Genomic DNA, 24,863 nt, shown 5'->3' on the forward strand with positions numbered 1-24,863 from the left:
GAGTCTCGCACGCGGGTACGACACCCGGACCAGCGGCTTCCCCCTGCCGGGCGAACCCTCCGGACGGCAGGGGGCAGGGAAGTGCGGGGAGGATCCGCAGCCCCGGCCGGGGCACTCAGAACGCGTCGGTCGGCACGTGGTTTCCCCACACCTCGCGCAGCGCGTTGCAGACCTCACCGACCGTGGCCCGCGCCTTGAGGGCGTCCTTCATGGGATAGAGGACGTTGTCGGTGCCCGATGCCGCCCTCTTCATCTCCGCGAGCGCCGCGTCGACCGCCGACTGGTCCCGGCCGGCGCGCAGCGCGGCGAGACGCTGTGCCTGCTGTGCCTCGATCGCGGGGTCGACGCGCAGCGGCTCGTACGGCTCCTCGGCGTCGAGCTGATAGCGGTTGACGCCGACGACGACGCGTTCCCCGCTGTCGGTCTCCTGGGCGATGCGGTACGCGTTGCGTTCGATCTCGTTCTTCTGGAAGCCGTTCTCGATGGCGCTGACCGCTCCGCCCAGGTCCTCCACCCGCTCCATCAGCGCCAGGGCCGCTTCCTCCACCTCGTCGGTCATCCGCTCCACCACGTAGGAGCCGGCGAACGGGTCGACGGTGGCGGTGACATCCGTTTCATAGGCCAGGACCTGCTGGGTGCGCAGCGCGAGGCGTGCCGACTTGTCGGTCGGCAGGGCGATCGCCTCGTCGAAGGAGTTCGTGTGCAGTGACTGGGTACCGCCGAGCACGGCCGCGAGACCCTGCACGGCGACCCGGACCAGGTTGACCTCGGGCTGCTGGGCGGTGAGCTGGACACCCGCGGTCTGGGTGTGGAAGCGCAGCATCAGCGACTTGGGGTTCTTCGCGTTGAACTCCTCACGCATCACTCTGGCCCAGATCCTGCGGGCCGCGCGGAACTTGGCGACCTCTTCGAGGATCGTCGTGCGCGAGACGAAGAAGAACGACAGCCGCGGCGCGAAGTCGTCGACATCCATGCCAGCCGCGACCGCGGTACGGACGTACTCGATGCCGTCCGCGAGGGTGAAGGCGATCTCCTGCGCCGGCGAGGCGCCTGCTTCGGCCATGTGGTAGCCGGAGATCGAGATGGTGTTCCACCTGGGGATCTCGGCGTTGCAGTACTTGAAGATGTCCGCGATCAGGCGGAGTGACGGTTTGGGCGGAAAGATATAGGTTCCGCGCGCGATGTACTCCTTGAGTACATCGTTCTGAATCGTCCCGGTGATCCTGTCGGCCGGCACCCCCTGCTCCTCGCCCACCAGCTGGTACATCAGCAGGAGCAGCGCGGCCGGGGCGTTGATCGTCATCGAGGTGGAGACCTTGTCGAGCGGAATCCCGCCGAACAGCACGCGCATGTCGTCGATCGAGTCGATGGCGACACCCACCTTGCCGACCTCGCCCGAAGCGATCGCGGCATCACTGTCGTGTCCCATCTGGGTCGGCAGGTCGAAGGCGACCGAGAGGCCCATGGTGCCGTGGGCGATGAGCTGCTTGTAGCGGGCGTTGGACTCGGTGGCCGTACCGAAGCCGGCGTACTGGCGCATCGTCCACGGCCTGCCGGTGTACATCGAGGGGTAGACCCCCCGGGTGAACGGGTAGGCCCCCGGTGCGCCCAGCTTCTCGGCCGGGTCCCACCCGTCGAGCGCGTCGGGACCGTACAGCGGCTCGATCGGCAGCCCGCTCTCGTTGATGCGTCCCTCGCCGGATTCGTGCGCCATCCGCTGTGCCTCCCGCTCAAGCTACTCACTGGTAAGTCCCGGTCCTCGCGACGGACTGTAGTGGCGGGCACGCGGTGGGCGGAGTCCCACACGCTGGGACCTTGCTCACAGGTTTTCCGCAATCGTGTCCGTGCTTTCGCAACCGCCGGGCGCGGGAATCAGTCCCTGGACATACCGGAGAGAGCAGGGGGCCGAGATGCGGAAGACCTTGATGCGCAGAGCACTTGCCACGGCGGCGGTGGTCGCGGTGGCTGCGGGATGTTCGGCACACACGACGGGGAGCGCGGGTCCGGACGACGCCAAGCGGGGCAGCCCCGCGGCTTCCCACTCCCCGACCACGTCGCCGGGCCCCTCCCGGAGCAGCGCGGCGCCGGAACCGGCCACGAGCGCGTCACCCACCCGCAGGTCGCCGGAGCGACCGGTGAGCGCACCCGCGCCGAAGACCCTGATGGCAAGCGGCGCAACCGGCATACAGGTACGCGAACTGCAGGCGAGGCTGCGGCAGATCGCCTGGTTCGACGGGGCCCCGACGGGGACCTACGGCCCGGTGACCGTCGCATCGGTCAAGGGCTTCCAGGCCCGGCGCGGCCTGCCGGCCACCGGCAGGACCGACTCCACGACCTGGCAGAGACTGCTGGCCATGACCCGGACCCCGAGCGGCGACGAGCTGAGCGGGACCGCGGCAGGCCGGACCCCGGGCAGGCTCGACGCGCGCTGCATGACGGGCCGGGTCCTGTGCATCAGCAAGACGAGCCGCACGCTGAGCTGGGTCAACGACGGCAAGGTGCTCTCGTCGATGGATGTGCGCTTCGGCTCGCAGTACACCCCGACCAGGGAAGGCACCTTCCACGTCGACTTCAAGAGCAGGCACCACGTGTCGACGATCTATCACACGGCCATGCCGTACGCGATGTTCTTCAGCGGCGGCCAGGCGGTGCACTACTCGTCGGACTTCGCGGCCCGCGGCTACAACGGCGCCTCGCACGGCTGCGTCAACGTCCGCGACGAGGCGAAGATCGCCTCGCTTTTCGCCCAGGTGAGAACCGGCGACAAGGTCGTCGTGTACTGGTGATGCCCGGAAACGACGCCCGCGGGCGGCGGGCAGTGCGGGTGAGGATTGGGGGCGCGGGTGGGTCCGGGGGAACGTAACCCACCCGCGCCGGGTGCGTGGAGCCGAAGGTACGGGGGGAACCCCGGCTCACACGCGGCCGATGACCAGTCGGCTCACTTTCTTCTGCGCCGTACCTCCGGAAAGTGTCACACCTACTGGTCGGTCCGGCCGTCCTGGCCGTTCCCGGCGCTCTTGCCACCGGGCCGCGGAGCTGCGGAGCTCCGCAACGGGAGCGAAGGACCGGGCAGGGGAGATGACGTCGAAGCGGTGGGCACAACGGGGCCGAACGTGAAGTGGTGGCCGGCGTCGTCGCCTTCACCCGTGGCGCCGAGTATCCGGTCGCAGAACTTCCCGACCTTCGACGCGCCGTCCGCCTGCGACTCGAGGATGCGCCGGTGCTCCCCGTCGACCCGCCCGGCGCGGTAGTCACGGCAGGCACTGGTCAGCCTGCGGTAGACGTCCTCCGTCGTCCCGTGGACGTTCTTGTCCGGGGTCTTCGTCCGGTCCCGGCCCGCGCCGGTCTCCGGGTCCGCCGAACCGGCTCCCCGTTGACCGGGGTCAGGGCCGCGCTGCGCGTCGCCGGACGGGGGCTGCCCGGTCCGCTGTTCCTTGTTCCCGTCGTCCGGGGCTCCGGTACCGGGGCCGGGCGCAGCACTCGTACCGGTGCCGGTGGGTGATGCGGAGATCAGCGTGCGGGGTGAGGCGGCGGCCGACACCGATGATGCCGGCACGGGTGCGTCCTGACCGAAGGGCGACGGCAGCACGCCGGTACCGGCCGCGACAGCCACGCCGCTCAGCGCGCACCCGGCGACCACGGCGGCAAGGCCGAACCGCACGGGTCTGCGCCAGAGTCCGCCCGCCGCGGATGCGGCGCCTGGTGCGGCTGCCAGCCAGACAGGACCGAGTGGGTCCGCGTCCGCGCCGCCCTCCCCGGCCAGCCGGAACGCCTCGAGCGCCGCTTTCTCGCCGGGGAGTTCGGCGTTCTCCGGGTGTACGGATGGCCGGGCCACGCCGTCCAGCGCGGCGTAGAGCCGCGCGGCCTGCGCCCTCGCATGATCGTCGACAGCACCGACAGGTCCACCGCGCAACAATCGGTCCGCCGTGTCCTTGTCGAGCCATTCGCACCGCTCGTCGGCCATCACATGTCCTTCTGCGTCCAGGGACGCGAATGCGTCACACCGACCGCCGTTGCCGCCTCCTCGCGCGCCGTGCGCTGCGTGGGTACGCCATCGAGCCCGTGCGGACCGGCGTCGGGGCCGAGGAGTTCCGCGAGCCGCTTCAGACCGCGGTGCGCTGCGGTCCGTACGGCGCCCGGGCGCTTGCCCAGCGTCCTGGCCGCGGTCTTGGCGTCGAGTCCGACGACCACCCGCAGCACGACCGCTTCGGCCTGGTCCTGCGGGAGCTGTGCGATGAGCCGCATCGTCCGGCCGGTCGCCAGGGCTTCCATGGCCTCGCCCGCGGTGTCGCACTCACCGGGCTCACCCGCGAGTTCCGTCTCGTCGCCGCCGGCGGCGGGGCGCCTGCCCCTCATGCGTATGTGATCCAGCGCGCGGTTCCTGGCTATCCGCGCCGCCCAGCCGCGGAAGCGGTCCGCGTCTCCGCTGAAGCGCTGCAGGTCACGTGCGATCTGCAGCCAGGCCTCCGATGCGACGTCCTCGGCATCCGGTTCCCCGACCAGTGTGCGGACATAGCCCAACAGCCGCGGATGCACAGCGCGGTACACAGTCCGGAAGGCGTTCTCGTCCCCGTCCTGTGCCGCGAGCACCGCGGCGGTCAGCTCCGCGTCGTCCCCCAGCACTTCCTCAACCTGCCCCGCTGCCCTGCTCACCGATTCGCAGTTGGTCGCCACTGCCGCGCCACTGTGCGCAAAACGTCACGCTACGGCCTAAGCCTCCCCGCGTCCACGACTTGTACAACCTGCAACAACTTCTTGACCCTGCGCGGTGTGACAGAAAACGCATGCCCGGCGCTGAGAGAGATACGGGACCCGTACCGCGGCTCCCGCGGACGACGACCGGGGCCTCTCCTGTGGGGGGTGGCGGCCCCGGTCGTCCTCCCTGAACGAGGACGGCCGGGGCCGCCGGCTGTCAGCGGTGGTGACGGCCCCAGCTCTGGGTGTCCACCACGTGGCCGCGCGCATCGCGCAGCGTCGCCTTGTCCCCGGCCTTGTCCCAGACGCTGGAACGACGGTCCTGGTACACGTTGCTCGCGTTGTCACGCCCGAAACCGGTGCGGACCTTGACCGACTTGTGGGCGCCCAGCCACAGCGAGTGGAACCGGTAGGTGTGGTGCTGCGCGTCGCTCAGCGTCCACCCCCGCAGATTGACCGACTTGCGGGACTTGTTGGTGACGGTGACCCACTCGGCCCCCAGGTCCGCGCGGTGACCGCGGCCCTGGGTGCGGAAGTGAACGCCGCCGAGGTCGACCGCGGACCGCTCGTGACGCGGAGCCGGGTGGTGATGGTCGGAGGCCGCGGCCGGGAAGGCCGCGGCCAGCAGGGCTCCCGCGGACAGTACCGCTGCGGCGAGACGGGAGCCCGAAGACAGAGACGACATGTAAACCCCCAGATCAGGGCATGCGCACGCCGGATGGCGAAGACGCATGGTGCAGATGAACGCCCGGCTTCGTGCCGGACATCCACACTGTGGACCGGCCCGGACTGCCCAAGCCGGAGAAACCCTCCCGTGTTACAGAAAGCGGACAAAACACGCAACGTCAGATCATCCGGCGCACACCACCCGGCGCACCGAGGCCCGCACACGCTCCCCGCGAGTGACCGATCGCAGTACGTGACGCCTCCTGGTGGGATCAGCTCTGATCACTTCCGATGGGCCGGCCACCGTGGACCGCCGGGACCTGAGGGACACCAGCGCGCCACCGGTGCGCCGGAGGGCTGGTACCGCATCGAAGGCTCCATGAGCCTGCCCCCGCACCCCCGGCTTCCCTTTGCCCAGGAGGAGTTCCGGCGCAGAGGGGGGTGGGAGACCGGTGCGTACGAACACGGGGAGCACGCGGCCATCGCGGGCCACCCGGACGAGCGGGAGACCTGCGCGCGTTCGCCGCGGCCGCCGGTGTGAGGCCCAGCGGACCCGCTCGGGGCACGGGCCGGTGTGCCGGGTGGATCAGTCCGGACCGGGCCGCGGCGTCCGGCGCGGTGCATCGCAAGGCGGAGCATGCCCCGCGGACCCGGTGCACTCGGGTGATGCGGAAACCCGCCGAGGTGCCGGGCCGGGCGTCACGGCCCCGGGACGATCCGGGCGGCATTCCCTACTCGTCGCCCACGTCCCGCCGGTTCGACAGAGCCGACTCCGCCAGCGGGGACAGCCCCTCGACGTACACCAGCCCGCCCGGCACCGGCCTGACGACCAGCCAGCCGCGCTTGCCCAGACTGCGCACCTGGGCACGCACGTCCTCGCCGAGTTCGGCCACCAGCTCGTCCTCCCGGGGCCGGTTGCCTGCGTGCAGATGCTCACGGATACGCAGGAGAAGTGCCTCGTCCTCCGCGCTGATATTGAAGTCCATCCCTGGACGCTAAGGCGCAAGGGGCGCTGCCGCCTGCCGAATGACGTGCGGAGGGGCTTCCGCGACGTGGCGCAAGCCCCTCCGGCCGGATCAGCCGACTTTCGCCGCCAGCGCCCGGAACTGCTGCCAGGTCAGCTTCGGCTTGTCCGGGTTCCAGACCTTCTGGGCCGTCGCCGCCAGCGGCATCCTGATGCCGGACGCGACCTGCGCGGGGGTCTGCGCGTTCGGGAAGTCGCCCCAGACCGCGAACCGGGCCCCCTGGATGAGGTGGGCGTACTTCGCCGGAACCGGCTTGGTACCCCGCACCACCCGGGGGGTCCACTCCTCGTAGATCCGTCGGCCCGTCGGATAGGTGAAGTTGTTGGGCTCACCTAGTACGTAGTAGAGGTACTCGTCGTTGAGATTCACCAGGTGCCGGCCGGCGCTCAGATACTCCACCGGCGGCCGGACGCCGTACTCCTTGCCGGTCCAGTACTCGACCTCGATGGACGGGTCGGCCTTCACCACTCCGTCGCGGAAGAACCCGTCGTTCCATGCCTTGAGCTTCTTGCCGTACGGGCGCATCACCGCGGCACGGTCGTTCAGCCAGCCCGCCGCCAGGTCCTGGACCGTGGCCTTCGCCCCGTACTTCCGGTGCGCCTCCTTGGCCAGCTGCGGATAGGAGGCCTCCGGATTCTTCACGGTCAGCGCACGGTACTCGTCGCCTCCCAGGTGCCAGTAGGCGGTGGGACCACCCTTGGGCGAGAAGAGCGGGGCGTACTCGCGCAGCAGGTCGTCGACGATCCGGGCCGAGGCCGGGTTGGACACGTCGACGGCGCCGGTTGACGCCGCCCCGTTGACGTCCTTCAGCTGGAGATCGGGGTGCGCCTTGATCACCGCTCCCAGATGTCCCGGCGAGTCGATCTCCGGCACGACGGAGATGTGCAGGCTGGAGGCGAGAGCAACGATCTTGCGGACCTCCGCCTTGGTGAGGTGCTCGGGCGAGACCACCTCGGGGTGCGAGTCCGACTCGATGCGGAAGGCCTGGTCGTCGGAGAAGTGCAGCCCCAGCTGGTTGAGCTTGAGGTCCGCCATCTCCCTCAGCCGGTCCTCGATCCAGCCCGCCGTGTAGTGCTTGCGCGCGATGTCGAGATTGAATCCACGCTGCGGAAAGGCCGGCCAGTCGTGCACCACGCCCTCGGGCAGCTTCCCTTCGGCCCGCACCGACTGCCGGAGGGTGCGCGTCCCGTAGAAGACTCCGGCGCTGTCCGGACCTGTGATCCTGACCCGGTTGTCGCGGGTGGTGAGGGCGTACGACTCGTGAACGGCCTTCTTGTCCGGTTTCAGGGCGAGCTCGATGTCGCCCGCTCGCGCCGTACCGCCGTACGCGTAGCCCATCTTCAACTCGTGCGAGAGGAGTTCCCCCTCGTCGGTGAGGCCCTTGCTGCCCTGGGCCACCAGCACCCGCGCTCCGGACGCCGGACGCCAGCCCGGGCCGTGCGCCGCACCGAACTCCCTGACCGACGGGATGGTCCGCGGCGCTTCGGAGACCGGATAGTTCCGTGTGGCCACGGGAGCGGGAGAGGAATTCACCGGACCGGTGCTCACCGGTCCGTTCCCGCCCCTGGTGTCGTCGTCCGGCCAGACCACGAAGGCCAGTACCACTGCGGTGGCGGCCGTGACGGCCACTCCGGCGGCCACACCAACTGATCGGTTGAACTGCCTCATTAGTCAGAAACCTCCCATTTACAGCGAAGGTAGGGCGAAACTCCGCCCAAATCGTCCATCCCACGCCATGAAACTCTCCCTTCCGGGTGAAATTCGTGCATCCGTCGGACACGGGACACTCCGCGCCGATACCGTTGGGGCTCATCCATCTGCCGTCACACCCGACCCACCCGTCGTGTTCGAGGAGCTCACGCTGTCCAGCGAACCCCACGCCGGCCCGCCGACGCGACCGCCGACACTTCACCACACGGCGCGCGGCCCGGCCCGCCTGGCCCCGCTGGGTCAGGCGCACGGCCAGCAGCCACCGGGCAGGCCCAGCGCCGGCGCGCACGGTCTGGACCGGTTCAACAGCGCCCCTCCCCATCTCGCCGAGGCCGCACTGCTCGGCTGCTGCGGAAGCCGGCGCTGGGCCGAACGCGTGGCCGCACACCGCCCCTACCCCGATCTGGCCGCTCTGTTCGCGGCGGCCGACGAGGCGAGTTACGACCTCTCCCCCACCGAGCTCACCCGGGCGCTGGCCGGCGAAACCGCGGCAGGACTGCTCCACCACCGCACCCCGCAGACCGCGCACACCGCGCTGCGCGCCGCCCATTCCGCGTACCAGAGCCGCTTCGGCCACGCCTTCGTGATCTGCCTCGACGACATCCGCCCCGCCGAACATCTCGACCAGGTGCTTGCCGGGATCCGCTCGCGGCTCGCACACGAACCTGACGAGGAACGCACGGTCGCCGCGGGCGAACTGCGCCGACTCGCCCGGGGACGAATCGCCCGTCTTGTGGCGGATGCGGGCCGTGCGGATAGTCCGTCCGTGCCTGTTTGATCACACCGAAGGACCCCGGGCGAGCGAACCGACAACTCGTCGCTACGATGGCCAGGGCCGGTGGACCGTACCCGGCCGGGCCAGACCGACACAGCTGCTCTTCCCGAGCAGTCCTTGGCGGCATGACCCCCATCCCCGCTCCCGGAGGGTTTTTCCGTGCCGGCTGGAACGCTGTACCGCGGCCGGGAAGGCATGTGGTCCTGGGTGGCTCATCGAGTCACCGGTGTCCTCATTTTCTTCTTCCTGTTCGTACACGTCCTGGACACTGCTCTCGTCCGTATCTCCCCAGAGGACTACGACAAGGTCATCGCCACGTACAAGACACCGATCGTCGGTGTTCTGGAGTACGGCCTTGTCGCAGCCATCCTCTTCCACGCTCTGAACGGTTTGCGCATCATCGCCGTGGACTTCTGGTCCAAGGGCCCGCGCTACCAGAAGCAGATGCTGTGGTCAGTCGTGGGCATCTGGGTCCTGCTGTTGATCGGGGCGATCTACCCCGTGCTCGGGCACGCCGCACGTGAACTGTTCGGGAGCTGAGGACTGAATGTCTGCTGAGACCTCTGCCGCTGTCGGGCCCGTCGAGGGCGTTTCGCTCTTCGACGCCGACAACCCGGCCCCGCTCATCGAAGCCCCCCGCGCCCGCACCAAGAAGACGCCGAAGTCCACCCGCGGCAACTTCGAGATGTACGCGTGGCTCTTCATGCGCCTCTCCGGCATCGTGCTGGTCGTCCTCGTTCTCGGCCACCTGCTGATCCAGCTGGTGCTCGACGGCGGTGTGACCAAGATCGGCTTCGCCTTCGTGGCAGGCCGCTGGGCCTCGCCGTTCTGGCAGGGCTGGGACCTGCTGATGCTGTGGCTGGCGATGCTCCACGGCGCGAACGGCCTCCGCACCGTCATCAACGACTACGCGGAGCGCGTCAACACGCGCCTGTGGCTCAAGGGCCTGCTGTACACCGCCACGGTGTTCACCATCCTGCTGGGCACGCTGGTGATCTTCACCTTCGACCCGAACATCCGCTAGAAGCCCGGGACCGAGGCGCTTTCACATGAAGATCCACAAGTACGACACCGTCATCGTCGGCGCCGGCGGCGCCGGCATGCGCGCGGCCATCGAGTCGACGAAGCGCAGCCGGACCGCAGTCCTGACGAAGCTGTACCCGACCCGCTCCCACACCGGCGCTGCCCAGGGCGGCATGGCCGCCGCCCTCGCCAACGTCGAGGAGGACAACTGGGAGTGGCACACCTTCGACACGATCAAGGGCGGCGACTACCTGGTCGACCAGGACGCCGCCGAGATCCTGGCGAAGGAGGCCATCGACGCGGTCCTCGACCTGGAGAAGATGGGCCTGCCGTTCAACCGGACGCCCGCCGGGGAGATCGACCAGCGCCGTTTCGGCGGCCACTCGCGCAACCACGGTGAGGCCCCGGTCCGCCGTGCGTGCTACGCCGCGGACCGCACCGGCCACATGATCCTCCAGACCCTCTACCAGAACTGCGTCAAGGAGGGTGTCGAGTTCTTCAACGAGTTCTACGTCCTCGACCAGCTCCTTGTGGAGGTCGACGGGGTCAAGACCTCCGCCGGTGTTGTCGCCTACGAGCTGGCTACCGGCGAGATCCACGTCTTCCAGTCGAAGTCCGTGATCTACGCGTCCGGCGGCACCGGCAAGTTCTTCAAGGTGACGTCCAACGCGCACACCCTGACCGGTGACGGCCAGGCCGCGTGCTACCGCCGGGGTCTGCCGCTGGAGGACATGGAGTTCTTCCAGTTCCACCCGACGGGCATCTGGCGCATGGGCATCCTGCTGACGGAGGGCGCCCGCGGTGAGGGCGGCATCCTCCGCAACAAGGACGGCGAGCGCTTCATGGAGAAGTACGCGCCGGTCATGAAGGACCTCGCGTCCCGTGACGTCGTCTCCCGCTCCATCTACACGGAGATCCGCGAGGGCCGCGGCTGCGGTCCCGCCGGAGACCACGTCTACCTCGACCTCACGCACCTCCCGCCGGAGCAGCTGGACGCCAAGCTCCCGGACATCACGGAGTTCGCGCGCACCTACCTGGGCATCGAGCCGTACACCGACCCGATCCCGATCCAGCCCACCGCGCACTACGCCATGGGCGGCATCCCGACGAACGTCCAGGGTGAGGTCCTCTCGGACAACACCACGGTCGTTCCCGGCCTGTACGCCGCCGGTGAGGTCGCCTGCGTCTCGGTGCACGGAGCCAACCGCCTGGGCACCAACTCGCTGCTCGACATCAACGTCTTCGGGCGCAGGTCGGGCATCGCGGCCGCCGAGTACTCCGCGAAGCACGACCTCGTCGAGCTTCCCGAGAACCCGGCGTCGCAGGTCGAGGCCCAGGTCGAGCGGCTGCGCAACTCCACGGGCACCGAGCGGGTCTCCGAGCTGCGTCTGGAGCTCCAGGAGTGCATGGACGCCAATGTGATGGTGTTCCGCACCGAGCAGACGATCAAGACCGCGGTCGAGAAGATCGCCGAGCTGCGCGAGCGCTATCTGAACGTGTCCATCCAGGACAAGGGCCGCCGGTTCAACACCGACCTCCTCGAGGCCATCGAGCTGGGCAACCTGCTCGACCTCGCCGAGGTCATGGCGACCTCCGCCCTCGCGCGCAAGGAATCCCGCGGCGGTCACTACCGCGAGGACTTCCCGAACCGCGACGACGTCAACTTCATGCGCCACACCATGGCGTACCGCGAGGTGGGCGACGACGGCTCCGAGTCGATCCGGCTCGACTACAAGCCGGTCGTCCAGACCCGCTACCAGCCGATGGAGCGTAAGTACTGATGGCTACACCGACCATGGACAAGGCCGAGTCGGCCGGCAAGGCGGAAGCAGGCTTCGCCGACTCCCCCTTCATCACGGCCATTTTCCGGATCCGCCGCTTCAACCCGGAGATCTCGGACGAGTCGCAGTGGCAGGACTTCGAGGTCCTGATCGATCCCAAGGAGCGTGTCCTCGACGCTCTGCACAAGATCAAGTGGGAGATCGACGGCACCCTGACCTTCCGGCGCTCGTGCGCGCACGGGGTCTGCGGCTCCGACGCGGTGCGGATCAACGGCAAGAACAGGCTCGCCTGCAAGACGCTGATCAAGGACATCAACCCGGACAAGCCGATCACCATCGAGGCCATCAAGGGCCTCACGGTCCTCAAGGACCTGGTGGTCGACATGGACCCGTTCTTCCAGGCGTACCGCGACGTGATGCCGTTCCTGATCACCAGCGGCAACGAGCCGACGCGGGAGCGTCTGCAGTCCGCCGAGGACCGTGAGCGTTTCGACGACACGACGAAGTGCATCCTCTGTGCGGCCTGCACCTCCTCCTGCCCGGTCTTCTGGAACGACGGCCAGTACTTCGGCCCGGCCGCGATCGTCAACGCGCACCGATTCATCTTCGACTCGCGTGACGAGGGCGGCGAGCAGCGTCTCGAGATCCTCAACGACAAGGACGGCGTGTGGCGTTGCCGCACCACGTTCAACTGCACGGACGCCTGCCCGCGAGGCATCGAGGTCACCAAGGCGATCCAGGAAGTGAAGCGCGCACTCATCACCCGCCGCTTCTGACCCTTCCGGCCTCACCGGCCGCCGCGCATCATCAGGGCCCCGTTTCCCGGCTTCCGGGCAGCGGGGCCCTGATGCGTCTTCCTGTGCCAGGATCTCCCTGTGGGCCTTACGGGGCGTTGAGTGCGGGACGCCGCATGCAGGAGAACGGGGAGCGCGATGAGTGACATGCAGCCATACGGGCCGGACGGGGACTATCAGTGGGGCCCGCAGCATCCGCCGGGTGCGCCCGGCTACGGCTATCCCAACGGGGCGCCGGCCTACGGCTATCCGAATCCGGGCCCCGCTTACGGCTACCCCCAGCAGGCCGGTCTTCCGGTCCCGGCGGGCGGTGGCGCCCCGCTGGTGTCCATCGGTGACATCACCGTGGTCCAGGACGGCATCATCACCCCGGCAGGCACGCTGCCGCTCCGTGGCTCCGTGTGGAACGCGACGGACATGTCCCGCACCGAGGAGCGGATCCCGCCGGTGGCGATCGTGCTCGCGATCGTGTTCTTCCTGTTCTGTCTGCTGGGCCTGTTCTTCCTTCTGATGAAGGAGAAGAAGACGGTCGGCTTCATCCAGGTCACGGTGACCAGCGGTGGCCGCCATCACGCGACGATGGTCCAGGCAACCGGCCCCGGGACGTTCCACCAGGTGATGGGCCAGCTGAACTACGCGCGGTCACTGAGCGCCATGTAGTCACGCGCCCGGCGGCCGCTGGGCCGCCGGGGCGGGGCCTTCAGGTACCGAGCGGCGATACGGCCCGCTCGAAGAAGGTCTCGAGCGAGACCGTGGCCTGGGTCCCGCTGACCCCCGGGATCGCGTACAACCGCCTGAGGACGTCCTGGAGTTGTTCGGTGGTCGGGGTGCGCACCTTGACCAGGACGGACGCGCTGCCCGCGATCACATGCGCCTCCTGGAGTTCGGGGATCGCGGCGAACGCCTCCGCCGAATCACCCATCCACACCGACGACTCGATCATGACGAACGCCAGCACACCGCGCCCGACGGCAGCCGGGTCCACCTCGATCGTGGTGCGCCTGATGATGCCGCGCTCGCGCAGTTTGCGTACCCGCTCATGGACCGCGCCCGCGGAGAGGCCGACGGCCTTGCCGAGCGCCGCGTAGGCCCGGGTGGCGTCCTGCTGGAGCAGCGCGACGATTTCCCGGTCGGTGTCATCCATGAGCGTCACCATATACCGGCCCGAGGTATCCCTGATGTGGCGAATGAGGTTCCGGTGAGTGCGGATGTGAAGCAACGGCGTTCACCGGCTTTCCGGACCGACCCCCGCGGTCACCAGCGACTGCCGGGGCCACCGGTGGCCCCGCCGCACCGGGCGGGGAACCGGCGGGGGCACGGCCCGGACGTGCGTTACGCCCGGTCGTCGCCCTCGGCGACCAGCATGATGCGCCGGAGCAGGTCGGAGAGGTGCCGCCGCTCGCCGCTGTCGAGGATGCCGAGCAGCCGGGACTCCTCGTTGCCGAGCACGTCCATCGCGCCCAGCCACATCTCCCGTCCTGCCGGGGTCAGTTCGACATCGACACGGCGACGGTCCGTGCTGGACTGAGTGCGGCGCACATAGCCTCGTCGCTCCAGGACATCGAGGCGACCGGTGACCGATGCCGGAGCCAGGTCCAGGTCCGCGGCGAGTTCGGAGGGTGTGGCCGTGCCGTCGCGGCCCGCCAGTTTGTGCAGGGTCTCGAACTCGGGCCGGTCGAGTTCGAACTCGACCAGCGACTGCTCGCGCACCCGGCGCAGATGCAGGGTCAGCTTCTGCATCCGCGTGACCGCCCCCTCGATGTCGGGGTCGAGGTCGGGGAGCACGGGCGCCCATTGCGCCACGTGCCGGTCGGTTTTGTCGCGGTGCTCCATGTGCTGGATCGTACGACCACCGACCTGCCCACGTTCCTTCGGCCCCGTATATTTCGTTGACGAATACTTCAGGTCCGAATTAATTTATGCGACATGCACTCACATCCCTTGCGCAGACGGGCGTTCAGGCTGCTCTTCACCGGACGCACCCTGTCCATGGCGGGTGACGCGGTCATCCCCGTCGCCCTCGCGCTCGCCATCCAGCAGGCCACCGATTCGGCCGCCGCCCTTGCCGTGGTGCTTGCCTGCGCGATGATCCCCAAGCTGCTTCTGCTGCCGATGGGCGGCGTGGTCGGCGACCGCTTCAACGCCCGCACGGTCGCTCTCACCACTGATCTCGTACGCTGCGCCACCCAGCTCTTCGTCGGTGCCGAACTGCTGAGCGGTCAGCCGCATCTCGCCCATCTGGCCGTCGCCGAGGCCATCGGCGGGGCGGCAGGCGCCTTCGCCATCCCCACGTCGTCGCCGCTGGTCGTCGGCACCGTCGACGGTGGCGACCTGCTCCGGGCCAACTCCCTGATGGGTGTGGCCGGCAGCGCCACCCGGCTCGGCGGGCCCGCGCTCGGCGGGCTTCTCGTCGCCACCGCCGGCCCAGGCTGGGCTTTCGTCCTGGACGGCGCCACCTTCGCCGCGAGTGCCGCACTGCTCGCCGTGATCACGGTCGCCCGGGTTCCGGTCCCCCGGAGTTCGGTCCTGTCCGACCTCAAGGAGGGGTGGGCGGAGGTCCGTTCCCGCGACTGGTACTGGACCAGCCTCATCGGTCACTCCACCTGGAACGGCGCGGCGGCGGTGCTGATGACCCTCGGCCCGGGGATCGCCGTCCATGAACTCGGCGGGAAGTGGGTGTGGGTCTGGACCCTGCAGTCCGGCACGGTCGGGCTCCTTCTGGGCTCCCTGCTGGCGAGCAGGGCCCGGCCCCGGCGGCCGGTGCTGGTGGCGAACATGGGCCTCGCGCTGTACGCGGTGCCGCTCGGCCTGATGGCCCTGCACGCACATGTCGCGCTGATCATCGCGGCGTACGGGCTCGCACTGGCCGGGCTCGGCTTCCTGAGCCCTGTCTGGGAGACCGCGGTGCAGTCGGCGGTACCGGCGCATGCACTGGCCCGGGTGGACTCCTACGACTGGCTGCTCTCCCTGGCGGCGATGCCGATCGGATACGCCGTGGCCCCGATGGCCGCCTCCGCCTGGGGCCCCGGGACGCCGCTCGCCTTCGCCGCCGGGGCCGTCGCCCTGACCTGCCTGGGAACCGCCGCCGTCCCGGGCGTACGGCGGTTCACCGGCAGCACGGGAAGGACCGGCCCGCCCACCCGGGCCGAGGCCTCCGCCCCCAGGGCGGCTCCGGCGCCCTGATACCGCCGGGCGGCGTGCACCGCGCCGGCCCCGGGATCCGAGCGCCCGCGCCGCACATGCGGTCATGCCTGACTGACAGGACCTCAGAAGGAAGCCACACCACAGCGATGCGGGCTGCCCACCACTCCGGCAGCCCGCTTGAACATGTTCAAAAGAAGGTCTACAGTCCACAGCAAGAGCTTTTGAACACGTTCAAGGGAGTGGGGCATGGATCTCACAGTTGTCGCGTACATCGTCTATCTGGCCATCAGCGTGTCGCTGACGGTCTGGGTGGCCCGGACACTCAGCAACAACGGCCGGGTCTTCCTGGCGGACGTACTGCACGGGAACGAGAAGCTCGCCGACGCCGTCAACCACCTGCTGGTGGTGGGCTTCTACCTGGTCAACCTGGGATTCGTCGCGCTGTATCTCCAGGACGACACCACCATCACCGACGCCCGGGGCATCTTCGAGGCACTGTCGAAGAAGCTCGGGGTGGTGCTGCTCGTCCTCGGCGTGATGCACCTCGGCAACGTCTACGCACTCAACAAGTTCCGCCGGCGCGGAATCATGGAACGCGAGCAGACGCCGCCGGTGCCGCCGCAGGGCTGGGCCGCCCCGACCCCGGGAGTCTGAGCGGCCATGAGCGGGATTCCGGTGCGGGGGCTGACCGTGCTCTACGACGCGCAGTGTCCGCTCTGCGTCCATCTGCGGCACTGGCTTCTGCGGCAGCGCCAACTCGTCCGACTGGAACTGATTCCCGCCGCTTCCGCCGAGGCGATGCGGCGGTTCCCCGGCCTCGACCACCGGGGCACCCTGGAGGAGATGACCGTCATCGGCGACCGGGGCCAGATCTACCGTGGCCCGGCTGCCTGGATCGTGTGCCTCTGGGCGCTTGCGGAGCACCGGGCCAAGGCCCACTGGCTCGCCACCCCGGCCGGGGCGCCCTTCATCCGGGTCGCGATGCTCTCGGCGGCGAAGTACCGGGACGTCACCGCACCGCCCTGCGGTGATCGGTGCGAGATCCCCGGTTAGGCTCGTTCACCGTGACAGCAGCCAAGAGCGAGCAGACCCGGACGCTCATCCTCGAAACCGCGCTCCGGCTGTTCCAGGAGCGCGGTTACGACAAGACGACCATGCGGGCCATCGCCCAGGAGGCAGGCGTCTCCGTCGGGAACGCGTACTACTACTTCGCCGGCAAGGAACATTTGGTCCAGGGCTTCTACGACCGGATCGGCGCCGAACACCAGGCGGCGGTACGCGAGGTGCTCGACAACGAGACGGATCTCGAGACCCGGCTCACCGGGGTCCTGACGGCCTGGCTGGAGATCGCCGCTCCGTACCACGAGTTCGCGGCGCAGTTCTTCAAGAACGCCGCGGATCCCGAGAGCCCGCTCAGCCCCTTCTCCGCCGAGTCACAGCCCGCCCGTGAGGCGGCCATCTCCATCCACCGGGAAGTGCTCGCGGGCGCCAAGGCGAAAGTCCCCGCTGACCTGGAGGACGTACTCCCCGAGTTGATGTGGCTGTCCCAGATGGGCCTGGTCCTCTACTGGGTCTTCGACCGCTCCCCCGGGCGCGAGCGGACACGGCGGCTCGCGGGACGAGGAGCACGGCTCACCACCCGCGGTATCGCGCTGGCACGGTTCCGGGTGCTGCGGCCGCTGGTGCACGAGGTGCACGAGCTCTTCACCGACTTCCTGCCGGGGATGGCGGAGACGGCAGCGGCCCGCAAACGGTCCTGAGCCGGCGGGCCCCCGGCCGGCCGTCCGCCCCCCGGGGCGGACAGGGGCCGGCGCGTGGGCCGAGCCGCTACAGCCAGCCCAGATCCCAGATGCGCCACACACCCGTGCCGTCCGACAGGTACTGGGCACCCGAGATGTCGTTGCTGGACAGCACGTAGTCCTTGCGCTGCCAGAGCGGAATCACCGGCACGTCCCTGGCGACGTCGTCCTGCATCGCCTTGAAGTCGTCGGCGGTGCGGGCACGGTCGGTGTACTGCTGGGTCTGGCTGATCAGCTTGTCGATCGGCTTGCTGCTGTAGCCGTTGTAGAGGCTGTTGCCGGTGCCGACGAGTGTCTGGGTGTAGTTGTCCGCGTCCGGGTAGTCGGCGATCCACCCGACGGTGTACGCGTCGAACTTGCCGGCCTTGTACCCGTCCTGGAACTTCTCCCAGTCGGTCATACCGATGAGCTTGACCTTGAAGAGCCCGCCCTTCTCCAACTGCTGCCTCAGCAGGGCGGCTTCGGCGTCGGTGACACTCGTCCTTGAGTACGCCAGGCTGAAGCTCACCGGAGTCCGCACCCCTGCGCTCTGCAGCAACTGGCCGGCCTCGGAGACGTCGGTCTTCGGATAGGCGTCGAAGAAGGCGGTGCTGTGGCCGGTGAAGCCCTGCGGGATCAGCGAGTACAGCGGCTCCACGGTGCCGCTGTAGACCTTCTCGGCCAACTGCGCACGGTCGACGAGGGCCGCCGCGGCCCGCCGCACCTTGGTGTCCGACATCGCGGACCCCTTGCGCACGTTGAAGACCAGGTTGCGGATCTCGCTGCCGGTGGCCTCGGTGATGTGTGCGTTCGGGTCGCTGGGTGACAGCCGGGCCAGCACCGCCGGCGGCATGTCCCGGTGCGCGACATCGACCTTCTTGCTCTTCCACGCGGCGTCGAGCTGGTCCGGCTGCTTGAAGTAGTGGATCTCGATCGGTACGCCGGTCTTCTTGATGGCGCCCCGGTATTCCGGGTTGGGCTCCAGCAGCGCGCTCACACCGTCCTTGTAGGACTTGAGCACGTATGGCCCGGAACCGACCACCGAGTCGCCGGCGCGCTCCTTGCCCTCCGGGTACTCGGAGTGGTCGACGATTGCACCACCGCCGGTGGCGATCTTCGAAGCGAAGGTCGCGTCCCGGGTCTTCAGATGGAAGGTGACCTTGTCACCCGATGCGTCGACGTTCTTGAGCGTGGGAAAGAGCGGCGCGGGGCCGTTTCCGTCCTTCATGTGCAGCACGCGGTTGAACGAGAACGCGACATCCACCGCGGTGACCGGGTGACCGTTGGAAAAGGTCAGGTCGTCACGCATGGTGCAGGTGAACGTTCGCAGCGCGTCGTCCGTGAATTCGCAGTTCTGGGCAGCATCGGGAACGGGCTGCGCCGAACCGATGTCGAAAGTCATCAATGACTGGTAAAGGCTGCTGTAGAGAGCCCAGGAGCCCGCGTCGTACGCCTCTGCCGGATCCAGCGAGGAGACGACATCGGTGGTCCCGATGATGATCGGCGCCTTCTTCCCGCCGTCGTCGGGCAACAACTGCCAGGCGCCGATGCCGGCACACGCCAGAACGACGCAAATTGCCAGAATCCGCATGCGGATCGAACGCATTGTGCTGTACCCCTCGCCCACCCTGTGAACGCGCGGATCGTCGCGCGCCAAACCAAAGTCGGCGCTAACCCAACCACACGAAATTCACAAGTGGAAGAGAAAATCTCCACGAGAAGCCAACCGGTTGGCCACTACAGCGGATGTTGTACGGGGTCGGTGTCTGCGGGCGGGCCCTCCGTCCGCGTCTGTTCCGCTAGGCCTGTTTCGACGCCAGCTCGACCACGGTGATGTCGGAGGGCGCCCCGACCCGGACCGGTGGGCCCCAGGCTCCCGCGCCGCGTGAGACGTACAGCTGGGTGTCGCCGTAGCGTTCAAGCCCCGCCACGGTCGGATTGGCCAGTTCGGCGATGTAGTTGCCGGGGAAGAGCTGCCCCCCGTGGGTGTGGCCGGAGAGCTGGAGGTCCACGCCGTGCCGGACGGCGTCGTGGATCACGATCGGCTGGTGCGCGAGAAGTACGGCGGCCCGTGAGCGGTCACGGTCACCGAGCGCCTTGCCGAAGTCGGGCCCCTCACCCTGGCTCTCACCCTGTACGTCGTTGACCCCGGCGAGGTCGAAGCCGGCGATCTCCACCCGGTCGTTCTCCAGGGGGTGCAGCCCCAGTTCGCGGACCTCGGCCACCCAGGCGTCGGCCCCGGAGTAGTACTCGTGATTGCCGGTGACGAAGAACGAGCCGTGCCTCGCGCTGAGCTGGGCCAGCGGCTCCGCGGCATGGCCGAGCTCGGCCACACTGCCGTCGACCAGGTCGCCCACGACGGCGATCAGATCGGGCTGGGTCGCGTTGACCGTGTCCACCACCCGCTGGGCGAACGGCCGGCCGAGGATCGGGCCCAGGTGGATGTCGCTGACCACGGCGATCCGGAAGCCATGGGCGGAGCGCGGGAGTTTGGCCAGCGGCACGGTGACGTGTTTGACGCGCGGCCCCCGGAGGACGCCGTAGGTGCCCCAGCCCACGGTGCCGAGCGCGACCGCCGCGGCGGAGCCGGCCACGGTACGGGAGACGAAGCGGCGCCGGGACAGCGCGGCCGTGTCCCGCGAGGGCGCCGTCTCCGGTCGCACCGGGGGGCCGTGGCCCGGCGGAGCCTCCCGGCCGGGTCCGGCCGCCGGGTCCGGCCGTCCCGGCCCGTTGTCACCGGCGGCGGTGTCCGGCTCGTCCGTCGCCGGTACGCCGGCCGGGGCCGAGCCCCGGAGGGCCCAGGCGCGGAAGGCTTCGCCGAGCAGCAGCAGGGGCGTCAGATACAACAGCACCGCCAGCCACAGGAACCCCGGCCAGGCGACCACTTGCTCCACCCTGAACGGCACCCCGGCCCGGCTCACCAGTGCGGCGACGGACAGCAGTGGAAGTGCGACCAGCGCCGCCGTCCCCACCCGTCTGCCCACGCCTCCCGGAGCCGTGGTGTCGCGGACGAGGCGGCGCCAGAGGTACCGGTGCACCCAGGCGAGCAGGGCCAGCACTGCCATCGCGCCGAGCACATAGACGATGATCATCCGATTACGCGCCGCGCCGAGGCGAAAGGGCACGCACTCCGCGGAACCCGATCACGCCGACCGCCGTCCCCAGAAGAAAGGACGTGATGGCGAGCAGCAGATGCACCCAGAAATAGGCAGTCGGGTGACCCGCGTCGTCGAAGGCGAGCCCGCTGCCGTCCTTCCAGAGGTTTTTGGCGAAAGTGATCCAGATGAACCAGCTCCACACCCCGAACGCGAGCAGGAACCAGGAGACGGGTCGGCTGAGCTTCATAGGGTCAGTATCGACGGCCCGCTCCGGGAGGGTCCGCCCGGGTGGGCTGGTGGAGGGCACCGTGCGGCGGGTCACAACCGCGGTGTCCGGCCGGCTCGCGGTGCCCTGTACGTTCCTCACCGTGTCTGCCGTAAAAAAGGCCGCCCTGACGGTCCTCGCCGCCGCGTTTCTGCCTGCTCTGTGTGCCGTGCCCGCGTCGGCCGCCACCGGGGACGATCCGAAGCCGCCCGCATCGATGTCGAAAGTCGGCGGATCCCGGCTCGGGCTGACGGGGACCCAGGTGGCGCTCGGTCCCACCGCCCCGGTGCTGCCGAAGCAGTTGAGCGGCCGGTCCTGGATCGTCGCGGACGCCGAGTCGGGCGATGTGCTCGCCGCGCACAACGCGCACTGGAAGCTGCCTCCGGCGTCCACCCTCAAGATGCTCTTCGCCGACACGGTCCTGCCGCGCTTCCCGAAGACCGAGACCCACAAGGTGGCGCCGGCCGACCTGGCGGGCATGGGCGAAGGCAGCAGCCTGGTCGGCGTCAAGGAGAATCTGACCTACACGGTGCGGGACCTCTGGCTCGGCGTCTTCCTGCGCTCGGGCAACGACGCGGTGCACGTGCTGGCGGCGATGAACGGCGGGGTGGCCAAGACCGTCAGCGACATGCAGCGGCACGCCGGCGAACTCCAGGCACGGGACACCCATGTGGTCTCACCGGACGGCTACGACGAACCCGGCCAGGTCTCCAGCGCGTACGACCTGACGCTCTTCGCCCGCAGCGGGCTGCAGAAGAAGGACTTCCGGGAGTACTGCGCCACCTCCAGCGCCCAGTTCCCCGGCCTGCAGAAGAAGGGCAAGAAGCGCGAGACCTTCGGGATCCAGAACACCAACCGCCTGCTCACCGGCGCCGACGGTGTCGGCCAGTACAAGGGCATCGCGGGGGTCAAGAACGGCAACACCACCAATGCCGGGGCGACCTACACGGCTGTCGCCGAACGCGGCAGCCATGTGCTGCTGGTGACCGTCATGAACCCCGGCTCGACCGAGAGCCACGCCGTCTACAAGGAGGCGGCGCGTCTGCTCGACTGGGGCTTCGCAGCCGAGGGCAAGGTCACACCCGTCGGTGCGCTGGCCGCCCCGAAGTCGGCCACGCCGGTGAAGCAGCCGTCGAAGGGCCCGGCGGGCTCCGGCCGGAAGGGACCCGCGCAGGCCTCGGCGGTGACCAGGACGGACGGTGGCACCAGCGGAATGGGGACCGCCTTCGGTATCGCCGCCGGAGCGCTCGCCGTGCTGGCCGCAGGGGTGTATCTGATCAATCGTCGGTGGCCGCTGCCGGATCTGGTACGACGTTTTCCACGTCACTGATCTCCTCGCCCTTCGCGCTCCCCGTCGCCGTCCAGGCCGCGCAGTACAGCAGCAGTTTCACCGTGAAACTGATCCACAGCAGCAGGGCGATGGGGACGCCGAAGGCGCCGTACATACTCTTCGAAGCGACGCCTCGCATATAGCCGCTGAGCAGCAGTTTCAGCAGCTCGAATCCGAAGGCGCCGATCAGTCCCGCGGTGATCAGCCTGCGGCGGGGCGGCTCCACGCCCGGGAGCAGGGTCAGTACGTACATCAGGACCAGGAAGTCGGCGAGCACGGCCAGGGCGAAGGCCACAGCCTGGAGCAGTGCTCCGCCCCAGCCGCTGTCCTGGAGCCCGATCCGGTCGGCCGTCCAGCCGACCGCGCTGGAGCCGACGGCGGAGGCGCCGAACGAGGCGAGCACCGCGCCGCCCATTCCGAGCAGGATGCCGCCGTCCTTGAGCTTGCGCAGGACCGGGTTGCCCTCGTCTGCGTTGTCGAGCTCCCAGACGGCGCGCATGCAGTCCCGCATCGAACCGACCCAGCCGATCCCGGTGAAGAGCAGCAGCGCTCCGGCGACCAGCCCCACCGTGCCCGCGTTGGCGACCAGGGAGTTGAGGTCCAGCTGGTCGGAGATCCCGGGGACCTGGTCGGCGAGCTTGTGCTGGAGGGTGTGGACCTGGTCGGTGCTCAGCAGCGCGGCACCGATCGCGGCGGCGACGGTGATCAGCGGGAAGAGCGCCAGAAAACTGACAAAGGTGATCGCGGCGGCGAGCCGTGTCCAGTGCACGCGATCGAGGGTCTCGTACGAACGCCAGGCGTGCGTGCCCATCAGGCGGGCCACCCAGGGGCCGACAACGGGGAGCTTCTTCAGCCAGTCCATGGCACTCGTTTACCCTGACCACCGAAAACCAGCGTCCTCGTCCCCCAGAAGCGCAGACACGTGGCCAGCGCCATCCCGACGACCGCGCCCGAGACGGTGTCGGCGCGCGCGGACGTCAGCCCGAGTGCGTAGTGCGAGACCGCCAGACAGAGCAGCTGGACCAGGGCGCCCGCGATGTTCACCCCGAAGAACACGGCGTACTCGCGCCATCCGGCCCGCCTGCCGCGGTAGGTACCGAAGGCATTGCCCAGATAGGCGACCGTGCAGCCCGCCAGGAAGGACACCGCCTTGGCGGTGATCGGATCCCAGCCGGCCCTCCCCCGCAGCGCCACGAACAGACCGAGGTCGGCGGCGTAGGCAAGGGCTCCGGCCAGCGCGAAGCCGGTGATCTCACGGCGGCTCACACTCACCGATACGCGCTCACAGATCGATGACCGCGAGTGCGTACATGGCGATCCACACGATGCCGATGACGGCGAGTGCGCGATCCCGGAGGACGACGTCCTCCGGGGCGCCGGCGCTGCCGCGGTCGGCGAATACGGCGTACCGCAGTACGGCGAGGATGAACGGGATCATCGACAGCTGACGCCATGGCAGCAGGCCGCCGTCGGGGGTGCCGCCGCTCTCCATGGCCCAGAGGCAGTAGCCGAGCACGGCGACGCCGGCCGCCAGCTGCCAGACGAAGCGCAGATAGCCGGGGGTGTACGCGGAGAGCAGCGCACGGGTCGCCGCGCTGCCCTCCATCTCGACCGCCTCGGAGTAGCGCTTCGCGGAGACCATGAACAGCGCGCCGAAGCCGGCAGTGATCAGGAACCAGCGCGACAGCGGGATGGACAGCGCCACCCCCCCGATCATCGCGCGCATCAGGAAGCCGGTGGTGACCACCACCAGGTCGACGACGAGGACATGCTTCAGGCTGATGCAGTAGGCGAGCTGCATGGCGACGTACGCGGCGAGCAGCGCGGCTGTCATGGTGTTGCAGTACACGAAGGCGGTGGCGATGGTGAGGACGCCCAGCAGCACGCCGGTCAGGTAGGCGACGGGAACCGGTACCAGCCCGGCCGCCACCGGGCGGTGGCATTTGACCGGGTGAGCCCGGTCGGCCTCGGCGTCCCGGGCGTCGTTGACCAGGTACACGGCGGACGCCGCGGCCGTGAACAGCAGGAACACCAGGGCCAGTCGGGCCGTGACGCCGGGTGCCATCAGCCGGCCGGCGGCAGCGGGCGCGGCGACGACAAGGACGTTCTTGACCCACTGGCGGGGGCGAGCGGTCCTGACCAGTCCCAGCGGCAGGCGGAGCGCCCCGCGCAGCCCGGCCGTGGCGGCCGTCGGGGGCCGCGGCGGCTCGCCGAGCAATACGGGGGTCCGCTCGGACATCTCGGGCATGGGCCTCTCAGGCATGAGCGCCTCGCATCCACCTCGCGCCGAGCCGGGCGGTCAGCCCGCCGAGCAGGGCGCCCGCGGCCACGTCGGTCGGGTAGTGCACACCGACGACCAGACGCGATACGCACATGGCGGCGGCGAGCGGCGGCACGAGATGGCGGCCCGCGGGACGCAGTCCGCCCAGGGCCACGGCGGCGGCCGCCGCGGACGAGGCGTGCGAGCTGGGGAAGGAGTGCCGGCCGGCGGTCCGTACGAGGGGCGGTCCGGCAGGGGTACGGGGGCGCGGGCGGCGTACCACCCGCTTGACGCCCATGCTCGCCAGGTGTGCGGCACCGATCAGCGCGGTGGCCCGCAGCCAGGCGCCGCGGCACTCCCGGTCGGCCAGGGCGCCGACCAGCCCGGCGGCAAGCCAGAGTGCCCCGTGCTCACCGCTCCAGGACAGCGCACGGGCGGCGGCGGCCACGCGCGGATCGGTGCCGCAGTCACGCATCGCGGACAGAAGTCTGTGGTCGGCGTCGATGGACATCCCGTCAC

At 69.3% G+C, this 24,863-nt stretch carries 28 protein-coding genes; 13 read left to right on the forward strand and 15 right to left on the reverse strand.

The features are described from left to right. Positions 1–115: 115 nt before the first annotated feature. Positions 116–1,714, reverse strand: a complete 1,599-nt coding sequence (locus tag OHS16_RS11430; protein WP_328537082.1) for an acyl-CoA mutase large subunit family protein — start codon at positions 1,712–1,714, stop codon at positions 116–118. Between the two features lie 196 nt (positions 1,715–1,910). On the opposite strand from OHS16_RS11430, the gene OHS16_RS11435 reads away from it, so the two are divergent. Next, the gene (locus OHS16_RS11435) at positions 1,911–2,786 is read left to right on the forward strand and encodes a L,D-transpeptidase family protein (protein WP_328537083.1); all 876 of its coding nucleotides are present in this window, start codon (positions 1,911–1,913) and stop codon (positions 2,784–2,786) included. Between the two features lie 191 nt (positions 2,787–2,977). On the opposite strand, the gene OHS16_RS11440 is transcribed toward OHS16_RS11435, so the two are convergent. From OHS16_RS11440 to OHS16_RS11450, 3 genes are all read right to left on the reverse strand, one after another. Then, positions 2,978–3,964 (reverse strand): hypothetical protein, encoded by a 987-nt coding sequence (locus OHS16_RS11440; RefSeq protein WP_328537084.1) that lies wholly within the window; start codon positions 3,962–3,964, stop codon positions 2,978–2,980. Then, entirely contained in the window at positions 3,964–4,623 is a 660-nt protein-coding gene (locus tag OHS16_RS11445; protein WP_328540806.1) for an RNA polymerase sigma factor, read from the reverse strand. The genes OHS16_RS11440 and OHS16_RS11445 overlap by 1 nt, the downstream gene beginning before the upstream one ends. Positions 4,624–4,912: 289 nt before the next feature. Continuing rightward, complete coding sequence (locus OHS16_RS11450) at positions 4,913–5,380, reverse strand: lamin tail domain-containing protein (protein WP_328537085.1); 468 nt, start codon at positions 5,378–5,380, stop codon at positions 4,913–4,915. Positions 5,381–5,740: 360 nt separating this feature from the next. Between OHS16_RS11450 and OHS16_RS11455 the strand changes: the two genes are divergently transcribed. Then, positions 5,741–5,902 carry a hypothetical protein gene (locus tag OHS16_RS11455; protein WP_328537086.1) on the forward strand — a complete coding sequence of 54 codons (162 nt, stop codon included), beginning with the start codon at positions 5,741–5,743 and terminating at the stop codon, positions 5,900–5,902. A gap of 190 nt (positions 5,903–6,092) precedes the next feature. Here the strand turns inward: OHS16_RS11455 and OHS16_RS11460 are convergent, their stop codons facing one another. Together OHS16_RS11460 and OHS16_RS11465 are read right to left on the reverse strand one after the other, a co-directional pair. Further along, a complete protein-coding gene (locus OHS16_RS11460; RefSeq protein ID WP_328537087.1) occupies positions 6,093–6,347 on the reverse strand; it encodes a hypothetical protein in 255 nt (84 codons plus the stop codon). A 90-nt stretch (positions 6,348–6,437) separates the two neighbouring features. Further along, positions 6,438–8,054, reverse strand: coding sequence for a beta-N-acetylhexosaminidase (locus OHS16_RS11465; RefSeq protein WP_328537088.1), 1,617 nt, complete (start codon positions 8,052–8,054; stop codon positions 6,438–6,440). Between the two features lie 175 nt (positions 8,055–8,229). Between OHS16_RS11465 and OHS16_RS11470 the strand changes: the two genes are divergently transcribed. The 6 genes from OHS16_RS11470 (at position 8,230) to OHS16_RS11495 (ending at position 13,129) form a co-directional block, all read left to right on the forward strand. Continuing rightward, positions 8,230–8,874 (forward strand): 2-oxo-4-hydroxy-4-carboxy-5-ureidoimidazoline decarboxylase, encoded by a 645-nt coding sequence (locus tag OHS16_RS11470; RefSeq protein WP_443042598.1) that lies wholly within the window; start codon positions 8,230–8,232, stop codon positions 8,872–8,874. A 156-nt stretch (positions 8,875–9,030) separates the two neighbouring features. Beyond that, positions 9,031–9,411, forward strand: a complete 381-nt coding sequence (gene sdhC / locus OHS16_RS11475) for a succinate dehydrogenase, cytochrome b556 subunit (RefSeq protein ID WP_328537089.1) — start codon at positions 9,031–9,033, stop codon at positions 9,409–9,411. Positions 9,412–9,418: 7 nt separating this feature from the next. Next, positions 9,419–9,895: a succinate dehydrogenase hydrophobic membrane anchor subunit gene (locus OHS16_RS11480; RefSeq protein ID WP_328537090.1), complete on the forward strand. Its 477-nt coding sequence runs from the start codon at positions 9,419–9,421 to the stop codon at positions 9,893–9,895. Positions 9,896–9,920: 25 nt separating this feature from the next. After that, positions 9,921–11,675 (forward strand): succinate dehydrogenase flavoprotein subunit, encoded by a 1,755-nt coding sequence (gene sdhA / locus OHS16_RS11485; RefSeq protein WP_328537091.1) that lies wholly within the window; start codon positions 9,921–9,923, stop codon positions 11,673–11,675. Continuing rightward, positions 11,675–12,451, forward strand: a complete 777-nt coding sequence (locus OHS16_RS11490; protein WP_328537092.1) for a succinate dehydrogenase iron-sulfur subunit — start codon at positions 11,675–11,677, stop codon at positions 12,449–12,451. The genes sdhA and OHS16_RS11490 overlap by 1 nt, the downstream gene beginning before the upstream one ends. A 156-nt stretch (positions 12,452–12,607) precedes the next feature. Continuing rightward, a complete protein-coding gene (locus OHS16_RS11495) occupies positions 12,608–13,129 on the forward strand; it encodes a hypothetical protein (RefSeq protein ID WP_328537093.1) in 522 nt (173 codons plus the stop codon). Positions 13,130–13,169: 40 nt separating this feature from the next. On the opposite strand, the gene OHS16_RS11500 is transcribed toward OHS16_RS11495, so the two are convergent. Continuing rightward, on the reverse strand, positions 13,170–13,613 hold the full coding sequence (locus OHS16_RS11500; RefSeq protein ID WP_328537094.1) for an Lrp/AsnC family transcriptional regulator: 444 nt from the start codon (positions 13,611–13,613) through the stop codon (positions 13,170–13,172). A 188-nt stretch (positions 13,614–13,801) separates the two neighbouring features. Then, entirely contained in the window at positions 13,802–14,302 is a 501-nt protein-coding gene (locus tag OHS16_RS11505; RefSeq protein ID WP_328537095.1) for a MarR family winged helix-turn-helix transcriptional regulator, read from the reverse strand. A 93-nt stretch (positions 14,303–14,395) separates the two neighbouring features. Here OHS16_RS11505 and OHS16_RS11510 point away from each other — a divergent pair, with 93 nt between their 5' ends. From OHS16_RS11510 to OHS16_RS11525, 4 genes are all read left to right on the forward strand, one after another. After that, on the forward strand, positions 14,396–15,652 hold the full coding sequence (locus tag OHS16_RS11510; protein ID WP_328537096.1) for an MFS transporter: 1,257 nt from the start codon (positions 14,396–14,398) through the stop codon (positions 15,650–15,652). A 207-nt stretch (positions 15,653–15,859) separates the two neighbouring features. Then, positions 15,860–16,267: a hypothetical protein gene (locus tag OHS16_RS11515; RefSeq protein ID WP_328537097.1), complete on the forward strand. Its 408-nt coding sequence runs from the start codon at positions 15,860–15,862 to the stop codon at positions 16,265–16,267. Between the two features lie 6 nt (positions 16,268–16,273). Further along, positions 16,274–16,666, forward strand: a complete 393-nt coding sequence (locus OHS16_RS11520) for a thiol-disulfide oxidoreductase DCC family protein (RefSeq protein ID WP_328537098.1) — start codon at positions 16,274–16,276, stop codon at positions 16,664–16,666. A gap of 11 nt (positions 16,667–16,677) precedes the next feature. After that, positions 16,678–17,373, forward strand: coding sequence for a TetR/AcrR family transcriptional regulator (locus OHS16_RS11525; protein WP_328537099.1), 696 nt, complete (start codon positions 16,678–16,680; stop codon positions 17,371–17,373). Positions 17,374–17,440: 67 nt separating this feature from the next. Here OHS16_RS11525 and OHS16_RS11530 read toward each other — a convergent pair whose 3' ends face one another. The 3 genes from OHS16_RS11530 to OHS16_RS11540 all read right to left on the reverse strand — a co-directional run bounded on the left by OHS16_RS11530 (position 17,441) and on the right by OHS16_RS11540 (position 20,736). Then, on the reverse strand, positions 17,441–18,997 hold the full coding sequence (locus OHS16_RS11530; protein WP_328537100.1) for an ABC transporter substrate-binding protein: 1,557 nt from the start codon (positions 18,995–18,997) through the stop codon (positions 17,441–17,443). 193 nt (positions 18,998–19,190) lie between these two features. Next, a complete protein-coding gene (locus OHS16_RS11535; RefSeq protein ID WP_328540808.1) occupies positions 19,191–20,483 on the reverse strand; it encodes a metallophosphoesterase in 1,293 nt (430 codons plus the stop codon). A 4-nt stretch (positions 20,484–20,487) separates the two neighbouring features. Continuing rightward, positions 20,488–20,736 carry an SCO4848 family membrane protein gene (locus OHS16_RS11540; RefSeq protein WP_328537101.1) on the reverse strand — a complete coding sequence of 83 codons (249 nt, stop codon included), beginning with the start codon at positions 20,734–20,736 and terminating at the stop codon, positions 20,488–20,490. A 121-nt stretch (positions 20,737–20,857) separates the two neighbouring features. On the opposite strand from OHS16_RS11540, the gene OHS16_RS11545 reads away from it, so the two are divergent. After that, positions 20,858–22,084, forward strand: a complete 1,227-nt coding sequence (locus tag OHS16_RS11545; protein ID WP_328537102.1) for a D-alanyl-D-alanine carboxypeptidase family protein — start codon at positions 20,858–20,860, stop codon at positions 22,082–22,084. On the opposite strand, the gene OHS16_RS11550 is transcribed toward OHS16_RS11545, so the two are convergent. Genes OHS16_RS11550 through OHS16_RS11565 form a run of 4 tightly spaced genes read right to left on the reverse strand, consistent with a single transcriptional unit; the run spans position 22,032 to position 24,855 of the window. Continuing rightward, positions 22,032–22,946: a YihY/virulence factor BrkB family protein gene (locus OHS16_RS11550; RefSeq protein ID WP_328537103.1), complete on the reverse strand. Its 915-nt coding sequence runs from the start codon at positions 22,944–22,946 to the stop codon at positions 22,032–22,034. The two genes, OHS16_RS11545 and OHS16_RS11550, sit on opposite strands and share 53 nt — an antisense overlap. Then, complete coding sequence (locus tag OHS16_RS11555) at positions 22,934–23,356, reverse strand: GtrA family protein (RefSeq protein WP_328537104.1); 423 nt, start codon at positions 23,354–23,356, stop codon at positions 22,934–22,936. The genes OHS16_RS11550 and OHS16_RS11555 overlap by 13 nt, the downstream gene beginning before the upstream one ends. A 10-nt stretch (positions 23,357–23,366) precedes the next feature. Then, positions 23,367–24,323 (reverse strand): decaprenyl-phosphate phosphoribosyltransferase, encoded by a 957-nt coding sequence (locus OHS16_RS11560; protein ID WP_443042760.1) that lies wholly within the window; start codon positions 24,321–24,323, stop codon positions 23,367–23,369. A gap of 16 nt (positions 24,324–24,339) precedes the next feature. Next, complete coding sequence (locus OHS16_RS11565) at positions 24,340–24,855, reverse strand: phosphatase PAP2 family protein (protein WP_328537106.1); 516 nt, start codon at positions 24,853–24,855, stop codon at positions 24,340–24,342. Positions 24,856–24,863 lie beyond the last annotated feature (8 nt).

Source organism: Streptomyces sp. NBC_00344, from assembly GCF_036088315.1.
Lineage (GTDB): Bacteria > Actinomycetota > Actinomycetes > Streptomycetales > Streptomycetaceae > Streptomyces.

Bases quoted from the DNA above. Each gene is read 5' to 3' on its own strand.
- OHS16_RS11430 (WP_328537082.1), bottom strand. From the start codon at position 1,714: ATGGCGCACGAATCCGGCGAGGGACGCATCAACGAGAGCGGGCTGCCG.
- OHS16_RS11435 (WP_328537083.1), top strand. From the start codon at position 1,911: ATGCGGAAGACCTTGATGCGCAGAGCACTTGCCACGGCGGCGGTGGTC.
- OHS16_RS11440 (WP_328537084.1), bottom strand. From the start codon at position 3,964: ATGGCCGACGAGCGGTGCGAATGGCTCGACAAGGACACGGCGGACCGA.
- OHS16_RS11450 (WP_328537085.1), bottom strand. From the start codon at position 5,380: ATGTCGTCTCTGTCTTCGGGCTCCCGTCTCGCCGCAGCGGTACTGTCC.
- OHS16_RS11455 (WP_328537086.1), top strand. From the start codon at position 5,741: ATGAGCCTGCCCCCGCACCCCCGGCTTCCCTTTGCCCAGGAGGAGTTC.
- OHS16_RS11460 (WP_328537087.1), bottom strand. From the start codon at position 6,347: ATGGACTTCAATATCAGCGCGGAGGACGAGGCACTTCTCCTGCGTATC.
- OHS16_RS11465 (WP_328537088.1), bottom strand. From the start codon at position 8,054: ATGAGGCAGTTCAACCGATCAGTTGGTGTGGCCGCCGGAGTGGCCGTC.
- OHS16_RS11480 (WP_328537090.1), top strand. From the start codon at position 9,419: ATGTCTGCTGAGACCTCTGCCGCTGTCGGGCCCGTCGAGGGCGTTTCG.
- sdhA (WP_328537091.1), top strand. From the start codon at position 9,921: ATGAAGATCCACAAGTACGACACCGTCATCGTCGGCGCCGGCGGCGCC.
- OHS16_RS11490 (WP_328537092.1), top strand. From the start codon at position 11,675: ATGGCTACACCGACCATGGACAAGGCCGAGTCGGCCGGCAAGGCGGAA.
- OHS16_RS11495 (WP_328537093.1), top strand. From the start codon at position 12,608: ATGAGTGACATGCAGCCATACGGGCCGGACGGGGACTATCAGTGGGGC.
- OHS16_RS11500 (WP_328537094.1), bottom strand. From the start codon at position 13,613: ATGGATGACACCGACCGGGAAATCGTCGCGCTGCTCCAGCAGGACGCC.
- OHS16_RS11505 (WP_328537095.1), bottom strand. From the start codon at position 14,302: ATGGAGCACCGCGACAAAACCGACCGGCACGTGGCGCAATGGGCGCCC.
- OHS16_RS11510 (WP_328537096.1), top strand. From the start codon at position 14,396: ATGCACTCACATCCCTTGCGCAGACGGGCGTTCAGGCTGCTCTTCACC.
- OHS16_RS11515 (WP_328537097.1), top strand. From the start codon at position 15,860: ATGGATCTCACAGTTGTCGCGTACATCGTCTATCTGGCCATCAGCGTG.
- OHS16_RS11520 (WP_328537098.1), top strand. From the start codon at position 16,274: ATGAGCGGGATTCCGGTGCGGGGGCTGACCGTGCTCTACGACGCGCAG.
- OHS16_RS11530 (WP_328537100.1), bottom strand. From the start codon at position 18,997: ATGCGTTCGATCCGCATGCGGATTCTGGCAATTTGCGTCGTTCTGGCG.
- OHS16_RS11535 (WP_328540808.1), bottom strand. From the start codon at position 20,483: ATGATCATCGTCTATGTGCTCGGCGCGATGGCAGTGCTGGCCCTGCTC.
- OHS16_RS11540 (WP_328537101.1), bottom strand. From the start codon at position 20,736: ATGAAGCTCAGCCGACCCGTCTCCTGGTTCCTGCTCGCGTTCGGGGTG.
- OHS16_RS11550 (WP_328537103.1), bottom strand. From the start codon at position 22,946: ATGGACTGGCTGAAGAAGCTCCCCGTTGTCGGCCCCTGGGTGGCCCGC.
- OHS16_RS11560 (WP_443042760.1), bottom strand. From the start codon at position 24,323: ATGTCCGAGCGGACCCCCGTATTGCTCGGCGAGCCGCCGCGGCCCCCG.
- OHS16_RS11565 (WP_328537106.1), bottom strand. From the start codon at position 24,855: ATGTCCATCGACGCCGACCACAGACTTCTGTCCGCGATGCGTGACTGC.